This is a genomic window from Aquimarina megaterium XH134, from assembly GCF_000520975.1.
GTDB lineage: Bacteria > Bacteroidota > Bacteroidia > Flavobacteriales > Flavobacteriaceae > Aquimarina > Aquimarina megaterium.
On the sequence record NZ_JACB01000015.1, the window covers coordinates 243121 to 260656 of the forward strand.

Here is a 17536-nt window from a genome sequence, read left to right on the forward strand (position 1 = left end):
ACCAGTGTTAACGTGTGTTAACCGATTGGTTTTATATAAGATAAGAACCTTACTTTTGAAGTATGCGAAAAGGAAGCTACAAGAATATATTATATTTTATCACTACTGTAATTGTAATTACATTAGGAATACAGGTGTATTGGAACTACAAGAACTATCAAATCGGAAAACAACAGTTAATTAACGAGGTACAAATTAGCTTAGACAATGCCGTTAATCAATATTATACTAAACTTGCCGAGGAAAACACAATAGGATTTGTCTCAGATTCTACCAACCTTAAAAATTTCTTTGAAAAAGGAGATTTCAAAATATTATTGAAGAAAATAGATTCTGACACCATAAATTTCAAAAGATTCCAAATTCCGGATAGTATAGATATGACTGGTATCTCTATACTTAACAAACGGGAGCATAAACATAGAGAGAGTCGTAGACACATATCTGTAACGACCAATAGGTTTAATGATAGTACAAATCAAAATGACATATTTGAGCAACTGACTTCTAAAATTGTAGTTTCAATTACTCAAGATTCACTTCAACTGAAAAAAATAGATTCTTTGGTACAACAAGAATTTTTACGCAAAAAAATTGCTGTAGATTTTGGACTAAAGTTCAACGATACTTTGGGAGAAAAAAAAGAAACTAAAAGCGACATTATTAAATCTGCTATTTTGAGTACTTCTTCAAAATCGCTATACCTACCAAAAACAAGTTCGTTACAATTATTTTTTACTAATGAAAAACTAGTCATATTTAAGAAAAACTTAATTAGTATTACCCTTTCTTTTTTATTAGTAAGTGCTGTGATTGCATGTCTTTTATTTTTACTAAAAATCATTAACCATCAAAAACATCTGGCTGCGCTTAAAAACGATTTAATAAGTAATATCACACACGAATTTAAAACTCCTATTGCCACCATAAGTGCTGCCCTGGAAGGTATTCAAAATTTCAATCAGGAAAACGATCAGAAAAAGACAAAAAAGTATATCGAAATGTCTTCGGGTCAATTAAACAAACTTAATACCATGGTCGAAAAGATTCTAGAAACGGCCACATTAGACAGTGATGAATTGCAATTAAATCTGGAAGAAACGAATTTAACAAAACTGATTCATACTATTGCAGAAAAACATAAGGTAAATTCACCCGAAAAGAATATAACCTTCACCAATTCTCATGAGAATATTTGGAGAAAAATAGATGTATTTCACTTTGAAAATGCCATAAATAATATTGTTGATAATGCAATTAAATATGGAGGAAACACAGTGGGTATTAGTATTTTAAACGCAGATCCACATATCATCATAGAAATTAGAGATAATGGGACAGGATTAACCAAAGCTCATAAAGAGAAAATATTCGAGAAATTCTATCGTGTACCTAAAGGAAATACGCACGACGTTAAAGGTTTTGGCATCGGTCTTTTTTATACCAAAACCATTATCGAAAAACATAAAGGAACTATACAATTATCATTAGATCAAGGATTAACCAATTTCAAAATTACTTTACCTAATGGCTGAAACAATCGAAATACTACTTGCAGAAGATGAACCTTCTCTAGGTCAAATCATTAAGGAGAGCCTGGAAACCAGAAGTTTTAAAGTACACCTGGCTAAAAATGGTGAAGAAGCCTATGATGTATACAAATCTGTACAGCCCAAACTGCTTGTTCTGGACGTTATGATGCCTAAAAAAGATGGCTTTACGCTCGCCAAAGAAATTCGACAAGAAGATAGCACCATTCCTATCATATTTCTTACAGCTAAGTCTCAAACACAAGATGTAGTAGAAGGATTTACCATTGGTGGTAATGATTACCTAAAAAAACCTTTTAGTATGGAAGAATTGATCGTAAGAATCAATAATTTATTACATCGTATTACCTTACAACAGAGTGCAGAAATTATTAGTATTGGTGCCTATACTTTCGATTTCCCTAAGCAATTACTTACCTACAAAGAAGAAACATCACAACTTACACATAGAGAAGCCCACCTGCTGTTTCACCTTATCAAAAACAAAAATCAAGTACTGGATCGTTCTATAATTCTTAAAAAACTTTGGGGTGATGATGATTTCTTTAGTGGTAGAAGTATGGATGTATTTATCACTAAACTTCGCAAAAAACTAAAGCAAGACGAATCCATTCAAATTATTAATGTAAGAGGATATGGGTATAAACTAGTATGCTAAAATCAATTTTTATACGTTATTTAATATTGATTAAACAAGCACTTAGGTTTTTAAAATATGCATCTTACCGAAATTCTTTTCCATCCTTTTTATGTTACTCATAAAATCCACTATATTTACGTCCGAACTTTATCACACATTTTTACAAAACCCCTCAAGAAAAATAATCAACTATGCATATAGCAATAGCTGGAAATATCGGAGCCGGAAAAACTACATTGACCCGATTACTTGCTAAACATTATAAATGGGAAGCTCATTTTGAAGATGTATTAGAGAACCCTTATCTAGAGGATTTTTATAATAAGATGGAGCGTTGGTCTTTTAATCTTCAGATTTATTTCCTTAATAGTCGTTTTAGACAAATATTAGATATTCGTGAAAGCGGAAAAGATATTATCCAGGATAGAACGATCTATGAGGATGCATACATTTTTGCTCCAAACTTACATGCAATGGGGCTTATGACCAATCGCGATTTTGAAAACTACAGGTCACTTTTTGACCTTATGGAAAATGTAGTAGAAGGTCCTGATTTACTAATTTATCTTAGAAGTAGTATTCCTAACCTGGTAAATCAGATTCATAAACGTGGGCGTGAATATGAAAATACAATTAGTATTGATTATCTAAGCAGGCTTAATGAACGATATGAAGCCTGGGCGCATGATTATGATAAAGGCAACCTTCTTATTGTAGATGTAGACAATATCAATTTTGTAGATAACCCCGAGGATTTGGGCAATATTATAAATCGTATTGATGCCGAGTTAAACGGGTTGTTCTAATTCTTTGGATCAAGATGGATTTTAATGCGCTCTTTCAGTTTTTACAAGATTTACAGGCCAATAATCATAAAGAATGGATGGATGCTAATAGAAAACAGTATCAAACTATTCGTAATTCATTTATACAATGGCTAGATGAATTAGATGGGAAATTGGCCGCAATAGATCCAAATTACTATCCTACTTCAGGCAAAAAAGGTATTAATCGTATTAATAACAATTTACTTTTTCACCCAAATAAACCGGTTTATAAAGATCATTTTGCAGCAGGACTAGATCAACGTACCAAACAAGGTGATTTTTATATCCAAATTGGGATTAACGAATGTGAGTTAGCTGGCGGTTACTGGAGACCAGAAAACAAAATGCTAAATAGTATTCGAGAAGCAATTGATTATAATGGTGAAGAACTGGTGAAAATTTTAAACAAAAAAAGCTTTAAACAGACCTTTGGAGGGATGTATTTAGATAAAGACAAACTAAAAACTACTCCTAAAGGATACTCTTCTGATCATGAATATATTGACTTGCTACGCCATAGAACATTTGCCGTTATTCATCCTCTAAATCAAAAAGATATACTGAGAGATGATTTTATGGATAAAGTGATTACTGTATATAAAGAAATGCTTCCGTTTAGACGATATTTTAATCAGGCCGTTACCGTATAGCTAAAAATAAAAATCAACGATTCTTTGTTGTTTTTCAGCTTTTTTATTTTAATTAATTTTCTTAGTTAAATATGCCATAATCATTGCCGTAGCTCCAGTATTACTATTGATAAAGTGACCAGAAATCATTCCTGTTTTTTCTCTAAACTTTTTACCCTCGACAAGCTTATTTAGTACCTGGTTAAATTCATCAGCACTTGAAACCGAAAATAGCCCAGCCAACTTTTGAAGCTGCTTGGCCTCTCTAAATTTTTCAAAATTTTTACCGATAACAATAGGGATTCCGAAAGTTGCTGGTTCTAAAATATTATGTAATCCCCCTGTTCCCATAGCTCCACCAACATATGCTATATCTGCATAACTGTATACCCGAGACAAGTATCCTATTGTATTCACTATGAACACCTGCTGATCTTTTAGCACTTTTCCTTCTTTTTCAGAATATAAAACGGTTTTCTTTTTAATCTTTCGTTTTAATGTATTTGTGCTATTATCTTTTATTTCGTGAGGAGCAATAATAAAACAAACCTTATCCGAAGCTTCGTTTATATAATCCATAAAAACCTCTTCGTCTTCTGGCCATGAGCTTCCCATTACTATACAAAGTCGCTCATTAATAAATTCTGAAATAAAATCAACATGATTATCCATTTCTATTTGGTGTGACACACGATCAAAACGTGTATCTCCACTCAATGTAACGTTGGCAAAACCTTGTTTTTCTATTAGTGTTTGTGATATTTTATCCTGAACAAAAAAGTGATCTACGGTCTGCAATGTTTTTCTCATAAAACCACCATACCATTTAAAAAATGCCTGATCTTCTCTAAATGTAGCAGATATAAATACTGCTGGAACATTTCTGTTTTGCAATACTTTTAGGTAATTAGGCCAAAACTCATATTTCACAAAAACAGCAAGTTCGGGTTTTACCAATTGAATAAACCGAATAGCATTTGCATTTGTATCTATAGGCAGATATACAATAATATCAGCCAGTGTACTATTTTTTTTAGCTTCGTAACCAGAAGGAGAAAAAAAAGTAACCAATACTTTATGATCCGAATATTTTTTCTTTAACCCCTCTATTACCGGAACACCTTGCTCATATTCTCCCAAAGATGCACAATGAAACCAGAGAATACGATCTTGAGAAGGGAAATGCTGCTCAAGAGTTTCGAAAACTGTTTTCCTTCCATTAGCAAATAATTTAAGTTTAGGACTTAATAGACCTATTACAGGAAGTATGCTATTAAATATTGCAATAAAGATGTTATATAAAATGCCCAAAAATGATAATTTTTATGAAATGCTAAAATACATTTCTTTTATCTAAAATTACATTGACAATAGTATCAATATTTTGTACTTTCGTGAGGTTACAATAAAACATTTATGAAGAAGATACAAATGGTTGACCTTAAGGGTCAATATGAACAAATCAAAGAACGCATAGATTCATCTGTTCTCGATGTTGTGCAATCTACAGCTTTTATTAATGGCCCCGAAGTACATAGTTTTCAAAAAGAACTAGAGGATTATCTTGGTATAAAACATGTTATCCCTTGTGCAAATGGTACAGATGCATTACAGATTGCTATGATGGGACTAGGTCTACAACCTGGTGATGAAGTAATAACGGCAGATTTTACTTTTGCTGCTACAGTAGAAGTAATTGCCTTACTACAGCTTACTCCTGTACTAGTAGATGTAGAGCCAGATTCTTTTAATATTGATCCCGAAGCTATAAAAAAAGCAATTACTCCTAAGACAAAAGCTATTGTACCTGTACATCTATTTGGGCAATCTGCCAATATGGATGCTATTATGGCCATTGCCAAAGAGCATGATTTATATGTAATAGAAGATAATGCCCAAGGTATTGGAGGGAGTTACCATTCTAAAGATGGAAGCACTTCAAAATCAGGAACTATTGGCCATGTGGCTTCTACTTCTTTTTTCCCTTCCAAAAATTTAGGATGTTATGGAGATGGAGGTGCTATTTTTACTAATGATGATGATTTAGCACATATCATAAGAGGGATTGTAAACCACGGAATGTATACGAGATATCATCATGATGTTGTAGGTGTAAATTCCCGTCTGGATTCTATTCAAGCAGCTGTGCTAAGAATAAAACTTCCCAACCTGGATCGCTATAATGATGCCCGACGAGAGGCAGCAAAAAAATACACGACAGCTTTTACCGATCAGGAACATATTATTACTCCTGTTATAATTGATAAAGAAGACACACATGTGTTTCATCAATATACGCTTAGAGTGATCGATGTAGATCGTGATGCTCTGGTTAAACATCTAAATGATAATGGAATTCCTTGTGGTGTTTATTACCCTATCCCTCTGCACAGCCAAAAAGCATATCAGGATGAACGCTATAATGAAGCCGATTTCCCTATAACCAATCAGTTGGTAAAAGAAGTGATTTCTTTACCAATGCATACAGAATTAGATGATGAACAAATTGATTTTATCACCAGTACTGTTATCAATTTTGTAGGCAAATCCGTCACAATCTAAAATATTTAAAAACTAAAAAAATTAGATAAAGTCGAAAAACATTGAAGAAGAATTTCTTTGATGTTTTTCGATTTTGTTTGAAATGAAAGAAGAAAAAGAAATCTAATCTTTTCAACACCTAATTTAACCTCTTAAACTTATTCCTTTTTCATGGATTCACTTTGCATCTGTTATAATCTTGTAGATCATAATTTTTCTGAAATCCCGCTCTTACCAGAAGCATATGTTGTACCAATAACTAATGGACATCTTGGTTATGTAGAAAAACAAGCAATCCCCGAAACTTTGGAAAGCTACAACATAGAATTTCGGGACACTCCCCATGAGCAATTGTTAGAGATATGTTCGCATCTAAAAATCAAAACATTAGAGCAACAATTTATGCCCGTAAAAAGGAGAAAAAGTTTACGTTTTTCAGAGGTATTAAAAGATCCAAAAATAAAAGAAGTAGTACTTGATTATATAAGTAAAAAATTATCTGTTTTCTATTCCTTGATTGTTACACATCAATATGCAATAACAAGTAATGCTCAAAGAAAAGATCCCTTCGAAAATCATAAATTATCGATTGGTAATACGATACTCAAACCTATTCTCGAATTCACTAAGACAGATGAAGGTATTGAATATGCTTTTTCTCTAAAAAATAAAGACACACTCATTATTCCTAAAAATAATGATATTAGAATACTACTTAATGAGCCTTCCTGGATTATTGTAGATAAATACCTATATCAAATTGAAAACCTAAACGCTAATAAATTAAAACCCTTTTTTGATAAGGAAAAAATTACCATTGCTCATAAACATATCAAAATTTACCTCGAAAAAGTAATCATCCCAATAATCAAAAATATAGATGTTATAACTCATGGTTTTGATATCATTACACATAAAAACATAGCATCTTATGGGATAGAAATCATCCAGGATTTTATCCAGAATACTTATGTGATTAAGGTTATTTTTGAATACAATACTATTCTTTTTGATTATAATAGTACAAAAACTACGGTTTCTAATGTGCGTTTAGAAAATGATGATCAAATTCAGATTATTCAGACCAAACGTGATCCGGAAGCCGAACAAGAAATCATTGGCCTACTCACATCCAAAGGGCTACAGGTAAATAATAACCTACTATTAGAAACTAAAGCTTCTGATGATCCTTTTGAAATTCTGAATTGGCTAAAATCGAACAAAACCCAATTAGAAGCTGATGGATTTGAGATAAAACTACCTCTAGTAGATGATAGAACAATTAATATTGCTCCATATACTATTGAAATCGGTAGTCAACAAGAGAATGATTGGTTTGATATTAAAGGAGTTGTTACCATTGGAGATCAGAAAATTCCTTTTTTAAAATTTATACCATTTATTAAGCAAAATAATCGTTTTTTTCCGATCGATGAAGATCAGGTTTTTGTTATCCCTAACGAATGGATGACGCGATATAAAAAACTTGTAGATTTTGGCCAGATACAAGATAAAAATATACGTATCACCAAAAGTAATTACATCTTGTTAAAGGATATTATTCCGCCAGAAGAAATTAGTATAGAAGATTCTGCCAGTTATCATTATGAACCATCAGCAAAACTTAAAGCAACATTACGTCCTTATCAGGAAGAAGGAGTGCAATGGTTGGTCAATCATCATTACAACAAATTGGGTGCCTGCTTAGCAGATGATATGGGATTAGGAAAAACTTTGCAAACTATTGCAATGTTGGTATATGCAAAAGAACGGTTAGAGCCTATAGATAAAAAGGTTGAGAAAATTCGATTAGAATTGTTTAGTGATCCTCTAGAGGTAAAGACATATCTCAAAGCTTTGATCGTACTCCCCTCTTCTCTTGTATTTAACTGGGCACAAGAGATATTAAAGTTTGCACCACACCTCAATATTGTTAAATATACAGGTTCTGATCGCAAAAAAATCACTCCGTATCTAGAGACTTACGATATTATTCTTACCACCTATACTACGGTATCAAAAGATATTGTTGCCTTAGAAAAAGTAAATTTCACCTACCTGATCACAGACGAGAGTCAGCAGATCAAAAACAAAGAGTCTAAAATATTTCAGGCTATAAACAATATACGTACTACTCACAAGATTTCTTTAAGCGGTACACCGATAGAAAATTCATTATCAGATCTTTGGTCTCAGATGGAATTTATTAACCCGGGAATGCTAGGCAGCTATCCATTTTTTAAAGATCGCTTTAAAATTCCGATAGAAAAGCATCAGGATCCAGAATGTATTAAAGAGTTAAAAGCATTAATAGATCCTTTTATATTAAGAAGAACCAAAGAACAGGTTGCCAAAGATCTTCCCGAATTGTCAGAACAGACCATATACACAGAAATGCTTTCTGAACAGGAAAAACAATACGAATCTCAGAAATCTGCAGCCAGAAATCTACTTCTGGGTATTGATTCTACTTCAACAAATAAGATTCATATTCTTAATACACTAACCAAACTTCGCCAGATTGTAAATCATCCTAAACTTGTAGATAATAAAACAAAAGATCAATCAGGAAAATTTCAGGATGTTACTCATTACCTAAGCACATTGGTCAAAGCCAACAAAAAAGTACTTGTCTTCAGTTCTTTTGTATCTCATCTTGATTTGTATCAGGAGTGGTGTACGACAAATAATATTTCTTATCTAACGTTAACCGGGCAAACCAAGAGTGCTAATCGAGAAGCCGTCGTAAATGAGTTTCAGCAAAATGATGATATCAATTTGTTTTTTATTTCATTAAAAGCAGGAGGTGTTGGATTAAATCTTACCAAAGCATCTTATGTAGTATTATTAGATCCCTGGTGGAATCCATTTATCGAAAAGCAAGCAATCGCCAGATCCCATCGTATAGGACAAACCAATAATGTGATGGTCACTCGATTTATTACTAAAAATACGATCGAAGAAAAAATACTGCAATTACAAGAAAAGAAAAAAGGCTTATCTGATGAGATTATCGATATTAATGCTATTCCACAATACATAGAACAAAACCTGGACGAGTTATTAAAATAATTATCCATTTAATCCCTGGGGAGTTTAAATACATTATTTGCTGTTTTTTCACCATTATTTCGAATGTTTTTTTGAAATAATGGTGAAAAGGGCGCTATTCTTATCCCTAACGTATTCAAGGTAGTCAATAAGACCTCACAGGCTTTTGAAATCTATGAGGTCTATAAAAGCTAACGCCTATTTCTAAAAGAAATCATAATCATACTCTTAATCACAACAATTTATTTTAAATTGTTCCTTTTGTATATTCAAAACTCAATTTTAATTTATAGTAATTTTTCACACTTCACATATGAAATATCTATACATCATACTTTTTGTATTTATAAGCACGACTATTTTTGCTCAAAACACCTATTTACAATGCGGAAAACTAGTCGATACCAAAGCAGGTAAAGTTCTTACCGAAAAAACAATTGTCGTTTCTGGAAATAAAATTATTAAAGTAGAAAACGGGTTTATTATTGGTAAAAAAAACGATATCACTATTGATCTTAAAAATAAAACAGTTCTGCCTGGCTTGATCGATATGCACGTACATCTAGAAGGTGAAACAAATCCAAAGGCGTATTTACAAAAATATACAGATAGCGAAGCAGATGTTGCTTTCAATTCAGTTCAGTTTGCTAAAACGACATTAATGGCAGGCTTTACTACAGTACGAGATTTAGGGGGAAGTGGAGTAAATATTTCGCTTAAAAAAGCAATTAAAAGCGGACGTATAAAAGGCCCCAGGGTATTTACAGCTGGCAAGTCTCTGGCTACTACTGGCGGACATGCAGATCCTACTAATGGCAGTAAAAGATCATTGATTGGTGATCCTGGCCCAAAAGAAGGCGTAGTAAATAGTGTCGAGGATGCAAAAAAAGCAGTGCGACAACGCTATAAAAATGGTGCAGATCTTATCAAAATTACAGCTACAGGTGGCGTATTAAGTGTAGCAAAAAGTAGTTCTAACCCTCAGTTTACTGTAGAAGAGATTAAGGCGATATGTGAAACTGCAAAAGATTATGGGTTTCATGTTGCCGCACATGCACATGGTGATGAAGGAATGCAACGTGCCATTCTGGGCGGTGTAAAAACTATTGAGCACGGTACATTAATGAGTGAAAAAACTATGGATTTAATGAAACAGCATGATGCCTATTTGGTACCTACTATTACTGCCGGGAAAGAAGTTACCGAAAAAGCAGCTATTGATGGGTATTACCCTGCTATCATTGTTCCCAAAGCACTAGAGATCGGTCCAAAAATCCAAAATACATTTAAAAAAGCATATGATCGCGGTGTGGGTATCGCTTTTGGTACCGATGCCGGAGTATTTAAACACGGACAAAACGGAAAAGAGTTTGGTTTTATGGTCGAAGCGGGTATGCCTGCAATGGCAACTATACAAAGTGCAACGACTACCAACGCCAAAATCCTGAATATGCAAGATCAGATTGGGCAAATTAACCCTGGTTTCTTAGCCGATATTGTAGCAGTAAATGACGATCCAACCCAAAACATAAATACTATGGAGAATGTAGTGTTTGTAATGAAAGACGGAAAAGTATATAAGAACTAGTACACAATGAAAAAACTCATTGGTTCTATAGTAATACTTGGAGCTCTGGTACTATTAACCAGTTTCTTTTTTGTTAAGAAATCAGAAACTCAGGTTGAAAAATCCAGGTTTTTAAACTACGAGGTAAATCCTTTGCAACAAGAATTACATTTCTATTGGAAGAATGAGAATAATATTAATTACAAAAGCTTTCGGGAGTTAAAATCAGGACTTGAAAAAGAAAACAAGGAATTGGTTTTTGCAATGAACGGGGGTATGTATAATAAAGATCTATCCCCCCAGGGACTTTATATTGAAAATGGAGAAACCAAAGCCAGGATTGATACGGCTCAAAATGGATATGGTAACTTTTACCTTCAGCCCAATGGGATATTCTATGTAACCAAAGAAAACAAACCTGTTATTTGTACCACAAAGATGTTTACGGATAGTGAGCATATCAAATATGCTACACAATCAGGCCCTATGCTCTTGATTGATGGAAAAATACATGCCAAATTTAGAAAAGGTTCTTCTAATCTTCACATTAGAAACGGGGTAGGAATCTTACCCAACGGGAATTTACTTTTTGCAATCTCTAAAGAGAAAACAAATTTTTATGATTTTGCCTCCTATTTTAAACAAAACGGTTGCAAAAATGCTTTGTATCTCGATGGGTTTGTATCTAGAGTATACCTACCCTCTAAAAACCAGAATCAATTAGACGGAAACTTTGGAGTAATTATAGGAGAAACTAAAACAAAATAATAGATCTAAGAGAAAAGACATTGTCACCTAAGCTAAAGTCATACCAACACAAAAAAAATGCTGTGTTCTATAAGGCATGTTTTCCTATTATTTTAACAATCAATACGATAGCTAAAACGTGATAGTATACAGATAGGAATTTCATTTTATAAAACCAGAAAGGTATACAGAGGGTACTTGCAAAGTACCCTCCCCCTACTAGCAGGAGTACCCCTCCCCCTGCGCAAACATAGGTGCATCCTGTATAAAACAGAGGTAGCACCTCTGTTGAACGCAAGTGCTACCCCTGATTGAAGTACCCTTCCCCTCTAATTGAAGTACCCCTAAACCAGATCATAGCGAACTATACCCACTACCATAAGTACCCCCTGTAGCATGTATATCATTAATACACCTACTTATATAAGTACCTACCCCCACTTCTGTAAGTGGGGTTTTGCCTGTTTCGTCCTAGTATTGGTTTATAATAATAGGATTTTTATATACTAAACTGATAACTTACTTTTATGCGTAAAAATGGATTTTTAAAATCTTTTACTTGTTCCCTTTTATTGATTTCGATAACAGTATAATTGCAAATATTTTGAATTTGACTACCAAATACTATTTGAAATAAAACTATTGTTAAGCCAATATAAATAATCCTTTTTCTAATCATCCACCAAAGCCATTAAGGATTTTTGATTTTTGATTTTTCGTATAGAACCCAAAAGTAAATCCTACTGGTTCTACATACACAAAGCTTTGCAGTGTGATATCATACTCAATAGGAGCATTTAAAGTTTTCATGGTATTAATAATGCGGTACAATTTGGTTTTTGAGATGCCTAATTTAGAGATCAGTTCTTCTGGTGTCCCTGTAGCTTGCAGGCGAATGAGCTGATCAACTCGTTCTATCAATCGTATTTGCTTTACCATCAAATTCATAACTATAGATTAAAAATGTACACTGTACTACGAAATATGAGAAATTGGTTTTTAATAGTATTCTTTAGGGTTTTAACATCGTAACAAAAGCGAAATTATGGTTTTTCCGTAAGGGAAAAATACAGATATCTGTAAACCAGTTGTATTTTAAATTATGCCTTAAGAGTTTTACATTCGGCATTACATATTTGGCATCGATACAACGGGATAGTATTCTGAACTGCTAAAAAAACAATACTTTTACGCTATAAACCTGTAAATAAAGTATATGATCCCTATCAACGAATTTCTTTTGTTTGCTCTCGCCTCATTAATAATGGTACTATCCCCCGGACCTAATATGATCTATCTTATTTCGAGATCCTTATCCCAGGGGAGACAGGCAGGAATTATCTCGCTTTTTGGAGTTATCTGCGGATTTCTATTTCATATTCTTATGGTATCGTTTGGGTTAACTGCCATCTTTTTTGCTGTACCTTATGCTTTTATGATTGTTAAATTCCTGGGGGTTGGTTATTTATTATACTTAGCTTACAATACTATTAGATCTGGTGGCACTAAAATCTTTGATGCCGATCGTTCTTTAAAAAAAGATAAGCCCCTTAAACTATTTAATATCGGACTTCTTACCAATGTACTCAACCCTAAAATGGCATTGTTTTATTTATCCTTTTTTCCGCAATTTATCAAACCAGAATACGGATCAATTTTGGGGCAAAGTTTTCAATTAGGGATCATGCAGATTATGATTAGTTTTTCAATCAATTTTCTTATTGTTATTTCGGCGGCAAAAATGGCGGGTTGGTTTGCAAAAAATCCATTATGGGTAAGAGTGCAAAAATGGTTTATGGCTTCTGTATTAACAGGATTAGCTGTAAAAATTGCTTTCGCAAAAGCGAAATAACAAACCTAAAATCAAAACGTAAAAATCTCCTATTTGGTTTGAACACTATCTTTGTAAGCTATGACATATTTAAAACTTAATACATCAGATTATAAACTTCTAGTTTTTTATTTTGTTCTGGCTACCCTTTGGGATATGGCTCGATATTATATTTTGGACATGGCATTATTACAATACCTGATAAACATGCCTCTTTTTTGGATAAAAACTATTATCCTACTATTTCTTTTTAAGTATCTTATTGTAGAGTTACTGGTTAAAAACAAAAAATATCTTCTGTTTTTTATTCTAGCACTGGCAAGTGTTATTTTAGTTGGATTTGGATCTCTTCTTCTTGAGTTTTGGTCCTCGGGTAATCCACTTACTTTTTCTGATATGGGCACTCTTTTGTTCTTTAAAAGCTACTACAATTCTGCAGTAGATATTGCTATCCCATTGGGATTATTAATGGGTAAGAAGTATTACGAAAACTTTATAAAAGTGAATCAGATCGAAAAAGAACAACGAGAAACAGAACTCAAGCTATTACGATCACAATTTGATCCTCACTTTTTGTTTAATAGTTTAAATACTACTGATGCTTTAATTGATACTTCTCCACAAAAAGCAAAAGCATATATCGCGCGATTGGCTGCATTGTATCGTCATCTCATTCAGACCAAAGATCAGGAAGTTGTTTCTCTCGAAGAAGAAATAAAACTAGCCGAAAACTATTTCTTTCTGATTAAAACCCGATTCGGGCATTCTTATGAATTCAAAATACCAGAAACCAACTTACCAAAAGACAAGTATCTTCCTACTGGTGCTTTACAGACAGTTATCGAAAATGTTGTAAAACATAATAAACCGACTAATGATCAAATCATTACTACACAAATTACGATTACCGAAGATAATATCCTGGTAAAAAACAATACCTCAAACACTATAGAAACAAATCATTCTTCGGGAAGCGGTTTACAGAACATAAAAAAACGGTATCTTTTACTTTCCGACAGAGAGATAACTATAGAAGAAGGTAACACGTATTTTACTGTTTCATTACCCTTACTAACATTAAAAGAATAATACACCACCGACACTATGCATATTCTGATTTTAGAAGATGAAATTCCGGCTTACGAAAAACTTGAACTATATCTCAACGAATATTTTGAGTCACATCTCGCTTTGGATTGGTCCAGGTCTGTAAATGAAGCCTCTGTTTTGTTATCTAAACATCGCTATGATTTAATCCTTTCTGATATTCAATTATTAGACGGTAATGCATTCGATCTCTTCGATCAAATACCTATATCCTCTCCTATTATTTTTTGTACTGCTTATGATACGTTTCTATTAGACGCTTTTAAAACTAATGGCATTGCATATATTCTAAAACCCTATTCGAAAGAAGAACTTTCTGAAGCACTTCATAAATATGAAACACTTATTGCATTGCCAAAAAATACGCCTTCGGTAGACAAAAATGTTTTTAAAGAACTTAAAGAATTAATGACTCCCGAAAAAAGACAATTCCTAAAACGTTTTGTGATTAAAAAAGGAAATGGGATCAAGTTAATCGATACCAATACAATATCTCTAATTGAGGCATATGGAGATTTTTGTAAGATCACAGATACAAAAGGTAACATACATAGAGCAACGCAAAAAATAGGTACACTAACCGATCAGTTAGATCCTAAAGTCTTCTTTAGAATTAACAGAAGTCAAATGGTTAATATCAATCACATTAAAGCAATGGACAGTCATAGTAAAAACAGATTATTGATTATCCTTGATGGTGTTGAACAAAGTGTAATCACTAGCTCGAGTACTACCGCTGCATTCAGAAAATGGGTACAATTCTAATTCCAAAAGAATACTTCATTATTCAACAGTAAAAAGAAACGCTTTACTGTTTTTTTATCCCAATTCATCACTATTTTAAGATTAGCTTTTGGGCTACATGCTATATTTAACTCAGGTTATTACTAAAAGTATGAGAAATAAAATTGTAGTTATGTTGATGAGTTTTTTAATGTACCAGGGATTTGGGCAAGAAAACGAATCGTATTCTAAATTCTTAAAAGAAGCCTGGGATTTATACCAATCTAAAGAATTCTATAAATCGGGACAGAAATACACAGAAGCATTCGCTGTATTAGGGCATCAGTCAAACATGTCTGATAAAGAAATTTCTAATCGATTTAATGCAGCATGTGCCTGGGCATTGGCAAAAGAACCCGATGCGGCATTTGTACAACTATTCAAAATAGCGAGAAGCAAAAAATTTTCTGATTATAAACAATTAACCAGCGATAATGATTTAAAATCTCTATATATCGATCCGAGATGGAAAGAAGTCACAGATATCGTAGCAGCCGAATATGAAAAAGTTAAACCTTTATCCAAAGAAGAATTAAAATTAATTTTCAAGAGATATAAAAATGCGCATCTAAAAGTCTTCAAAAAAGGATCTACAGTAGCAGACGTAGATTTTCTATACAGCTTTTATACCACAGATTTTGAATATAACCATCCAGGCTATGGCGGTATATATTCTAGGAAATTACTTTATAACAATACCGTTAAGTACCTAAAAAAAGGAGCCTATAATAATACTCCGAAAAGGAAAATTGTAAATATGATTGTTGGACTAAATGCTATTGTTACAGAAGAATTACAAGAGCATGAGACCAAGAGTACAATGACACTTATAAAATTTAGAAAAGATAAAATCTACTATATCGAAGAATATTGGTAATCATAAATCAACCATTATGATTTGGTATGAAGAACAAATCAATTATTAATAAAAATCCTCATCAATCACATTATGAAAACGAACAGTTTCTTAATACTTACAATTCTTTTATTTACATTTATTTTTATCGGGAACGCGCAACAATCTCATGAATCATCGTTATCCAAAATCTCCTCTTCTCCTATCACTTATGCAGAAAAGATTACTTTTCATTCTAAGATACTGGATGAAAATAGGGTGATGAATATTTTCATTCCCGAGAGTTTTCATGTAGCTTCAAAAGACCATACGTATCCTGTAGTCATGATAAGTGGTTCTCATGGTGTTAAGTTTTTTCAAATGATCTCTGGGGTCATAAGACATCTAAGTTCTGTCACTCGTATGCCCGAAGCTATTGTAATTAGCTTTGAAGAAGAAACACATTATGCTCCAAATGTCTATACCAATGGCATGTGGTCTAGTAGAGATAAACTCGAATTTAATGCCGATCCAGATAAATTCACAAAACATCTTAAAGAAGAACTATTTCCATACTTAAAAGAACAATATCGTGCTGCCGATTACAGAATCATTGTTGGCGTATCAGGAAGTAGTGTATACCCGCTACACACCTTTGCAAAAGAGCCAGATTTGTTTCAGGCGCATATTACTGTTGCTACCGCAGATATGATTGGTATGGGCTATCAGCCCAACACCACCTTCATAGATGCTTTTGAAGAGAGTTTTGTTAAAAACCCCAATCGTAAAGCGCAATTCTACCTGGGTGTCTCTGAAAATGATATTAGTAAAGACAAACCCTATATCAAGAATATGGAAGAGTTGAAAAAGCGCTTGTCTCCATTTACTTCAAAAAACTTAAACTTAAAAGTCGAAGTCATCCCTAATGAAGATCATTATGCATGTATTATAAAAGCACTGCTTTCTTCGATAGAAATGATTTTTCCTAAAGAAAAATGGTCTCCAAGATTTAGGGAAATCATAAAACAACCTGGTAATGCTTTAAAGAATATAGACTCTTTTCATCAAAAACTTTCGACAACATATGGTTTTTCTATTCTTCCAAAAGCCGAACGATGGAATAGTGTAAATTCTTTGCGATTTATTGGCAGAAAACTATTACAAGATGGTAGAATCGAAGAAGCTATACAAGTATTTAAACGACGAATACAGTATCGCCCCCAATCTCCATGGGCATATAGTAGTCTATCTGAAGCGTTAGAAAAAAACAATCAACTGGGTGTTGCACTTGAAACACAGCAAAAGGCAGTACAACTAGCCAAAGAATTTGATACCGAGTATTTATCTGAATATGAAGAGCAATTAGCTAAAATCAAAACCAAACTTGAGAAACAAGGCAAACGGTAATTTCTATTATTCGATATATTG

The 17536-nt window shown here is 33.1% G+C and carries 15 protein-coding genes; 13 read left to right on the forward strand and 2 right to left on the reverse strand.

Features of this window, described 5'->3' with window-relative positions; translation table 11 throughout:
- Positions 1 to 62 precede the first annotated feature (62 nt).
- From Z053_RS0111395 to Z053_RS0111410, 4 genes are all read left to right on the forward strand, one after another.
- Positions 63 to 1535 (forward strand): sensor histidine kinase, encoded by a 1473-nt coding sequence (locus Z053_RS0111395; protein WP_025665138.1) that lies wholly within the window; start codon positions 63 to 65, stop codon positions 1533 to 1535.
- Entirely contained in the window at positions 1528 to 2208 is a 681-nt protein-coding gene (locus Z053_RS0111400; protein ID WP_025665139.1) for a response regulator transcription factor, read from the forward strand. The genes Z053_RS0111395 and Z053_RS0111400 overlap by 8 nt, the downstream gene beginning before the upstream one ends.
- Before the next feature lie 173 nt (positions 2209 to 2381).
- On the forward strand, positions 2382 to 2996 hold the full coding sequence (locus tag Z053_RS0111405; RefSeq protein ID WP_024770627.1) for a deoxynucleoside kinase: 615 nt from the start codon (positions 2382 to 2384) through the stop codon (positions 2994 to 2996).
- 14 nt (positions 2997 to 3010) lie between these two features.
- Positions 3011 to 3667, forward strand: a complete 657-nt coding sequence (locus Z053_RS0111410) for a DUF2461 domain-containing protein (RefSeq protein WP_025665140.1) — start codon at positions 3011 to 3013, stop codon at positions 3665 to 3667.
- A gap of 48 nt (positions 3668 to 3715) precedes the next feature.
- On the opposite strand, the gene Z053_RS0111415 is transcribed toward Z053_RS0111410, so the two are convergent.
- Positions 3716 to 4957: a 3-deoxy-D-manno-octulosonic acid transferase gene (locus Z053_RS0111415; RefSeq protein WP_025665141.1), complete on the reverse strand. Its 1242-nt coding sequence runs from the start codon at positions 4955 to 4957 to the stop codon at positions 3716 to 3718.
- 105 nt (positions 4958 to 5062) lie between these two features.
- Between Z053_RS0111415 and Z053_RS0111420 the strand changes: the two genes are divergently transcribed.
- The 4 genes from Z053_RS0111420 (at position 5063) to Z053_RS0111435 (ending at position 11573) form a co-directional block, all read left to right on the forward strand.
- The gene (locus tag Z053_RS0111420) at positions 5063 to 6208 is read left to right on the forward strand and encodes a DegT/DnrJ/EryC1/StrS family aminotransferase (protein WP_025665142.1); all 1146 of its coding nucleotides are present in this window, start codon (positions 5063 to 5065) and stop codon (positions 6206 to 6208) included.
- Positions 6209 to 6358: 150 nt separating this feature from the next.
- The gene (locus tag Z053_RS0111425) at positions 6359 to 9259 is read left to right on the forward strand and encodes a DEAD/DEAH box helicase (RefSeq protein WP_025665143.1); all 2901 of its coding nucleotides are present in this window, start codon (positions 6359 to 6361) and stop codon (positions 9257 to 9259) included.
- 292 nt (positions 9260 to 9551) lie between these two features.
- Positions 9552 to 10826 carry a metal-dependent hydrolase family protein gene (locus tag Z053_RS0111430; protein ID WP_025665144.1) on the forward strand — a complete coding sequence of 425 codons (1275 nt, stop codon included), beginning with the start codon at positions 9552 to 9554 and terminating at the stop codon, positions 10824 to 10826.
- A gap of 6 nt (positions 10827 to 10832) precedes the next feature.
- Positions 10833 to 11573 (forward strand): phosphodiester glycosidase family protein, encoded by a 741-nt coding sequence (locus Z053_RS0111435; protein ID WP_025665145.1) that lies wholly within the window; start codon positions 10833 to 10835, stop codon positions 11571 to 11573.
- Between the two features lie 654 nt (positions 11574 to 12227).
- On the opposite strand, the gene Z053_RS0111445 is transcribed toward Z053_RS0111435, so the two are convergent.
- A complete protein-coding gene (locus Z053_RS0111445) occupies positions 12228 to 12500 on the reverse strand; it encodes a hypothetical protein (protein WP_025665147.1) in 273 nt (90 codons plus the stop codon).
- A 268-nt stretch (positions 12501 to 12768) separates the two neighbouring features.
- Here Z053_RS0111445 and Z053_RS0111450 point away from each other — a divergent pair, with 268 nt between their 5' ends.
- The 5 genes from Z053_RS0111450 to Z053_RS0111470 all read left to right on the forward strand — a co-directional run bounded on the left by Z053_RS0111450 (position 12769) and on the right by Z053_RS0111470 (position 17515).
- Positions 12769 to 13404, forward strand: a complete 636-nt coding sequence (locus tag Z053_RS0111450; RefSeq protein ID WP_025665148.1) for a LysE family translocator — start codon at positions 12769 to 12771, stop codon at positions 13402 to 13404.
- Positions 13405 to 13464: 60 nt separating this feature from the next.
- The gene (locus Z053_RS0111455) at positions 13465 to 14472 is read left to right on the forward strand and encodes a sensor histidine kinase (protein WP_025665149.1); all 1008 of its coding nucleotides are present in this window, start codon (positions 13465 to 13467) and stop codon (positions 14470 to 14472) included.
- A gap of 15 nt (positions 14473 to 14487) precedes the next feature.
- Positions 14488 to 15255 carry a LytR/AlgR family response regulator transcription factor gene (locus Z053_RS0111460; RefSeq protein WP_025665150.1) on the forward strand — a complete coding sequence of 256 codons (768 nt, stop codon included), beginning with the start codon at positions 14488 to 14490 and terminating at the stop codon, positions 15253 to 15255.
- A gap of 130 nt (positions 15256 to 15385) precedes the next feature.
- Positions 15386 to 16150, forward strand: a complete 765-nt coding sequence (locus Z053_RS30075; RefSeq protein ID WP_051476039.1) for a hypothetical protein — start codon at positions 15386 to 15388, stop codon at positions 16148 to 16150.
- A gap of 72 nt (positions 16151 to 16222) precedes the next feature.
- A complete protein-coding gene (locus tag Z053_RS0111470; protein ID WP_025665152.1) occupies positions 16223 to 17515 on the forward strand; it encodes an alpha/beta hydrolase-fold protein in 1293 nt (430 codons plus the stop codon).
- Positions 17516 to 17536 lie beyond the last annotated feature (21 nt).

Excerpts from the sequence above, each read along its gene's own strand:
- Z053_RS0111395 (WP_025665138.1), top strand. The coding sequence starts at position 63 with ATGCGAAAAGGAAGCTACAAGAATATATTATATTTTATCACTACTGTA.
- Z053_RS0111400 (WP_025665139.1), top strand. The coding sequence starts at position 1,528 with ATGGCTGAAACAATCGAAATACTACTTGCAGAAGATGAACCTTCTCTA.
- Z053_RS0111405 (WP_024770627.1), top strand. The coding sequence starts at position 2,382 with ATGCATATAGCAATAGCTGGAAATATCGGAGCCGGAAAAACTACATTG.
- Z053_RS0111410 (WP_025665140.1), top strand. The coding sequence starts at position 3,011 with ATGGATTTTAATGCGCTCTTTCAGTTTTTACAAGATTTACAGGCCAAT.
- Z053_RS0111420 (WP_025665142.1), top strand. The coding sequence starts at position 5,063 with ATGAAGAAGATACAAATGGTTGACCTTAAGGGTCAATATGAACAAATC.
- Z053_RS0111425 (WP_025665143.1), top strand. The coding sequence starts at position 6,359 with ATGGATTCACTTTGCATCTGTTATAATCTTGTAGATCATAATTTTTCT.
- Z053_RS0111430 (WP_025665144.1), top strand. The coding sequence starts at position 9,552 with ATGAAATATCTATACATCATACTTTTTGTATTTATAAGCACGACTATT.
- Z053_RS0111435 (WP_025665145.1), top strand. The coding sequence starts at position 10,833 with ATGAAAAAACTCATTGGTTCTATAGTAATACTTGGAGCTCTGGTACTA.
- Z053_RS0111445 (WP_025665147.1), bottom strand. The coding sequence starts at position 12,500 with ATGAATTTGATGGTAAAGCAAATACGATTGATAGAACGAGTTGATCAG.
- Z053_RS0111450 (WP_025665148.1), top strand. The coding sequence starts at position 12,769 with ATGATCCCTATCAACGAATTTCTTTTGTTTGCTCTCGCCTCATTAATA.
- Z053_RS0111455 (WP_025665149.1), top strand. The coding sequence starts at position 13,465 with ATGACATATTTAAAACTTAATACATCAGATTATAAACTTCTAGTTTTT.
- Z053_RS0111460 (WP_025665150.1), top strand. The coding sequence starts at position 14,488 with ATGCATATTCTGATTTTAGAAGATGAAATTCCGGCTTACGAAAAACTT.
- Z053_RS30075 (WP_051476039.1), top strand. The coding sequence starts at position 15,386 with ATGAGAAATAAAATTGTAGTTATGTTGATGAGTTTTTTAATGTACCAG.
- Z053_RS0111470 (WP_025665152.1), top strand. The coding sequence starts at position 16,223 with ATGAAAACGAACAGTTTCTTAATACTTACAATTCTTTTATTTACATTT.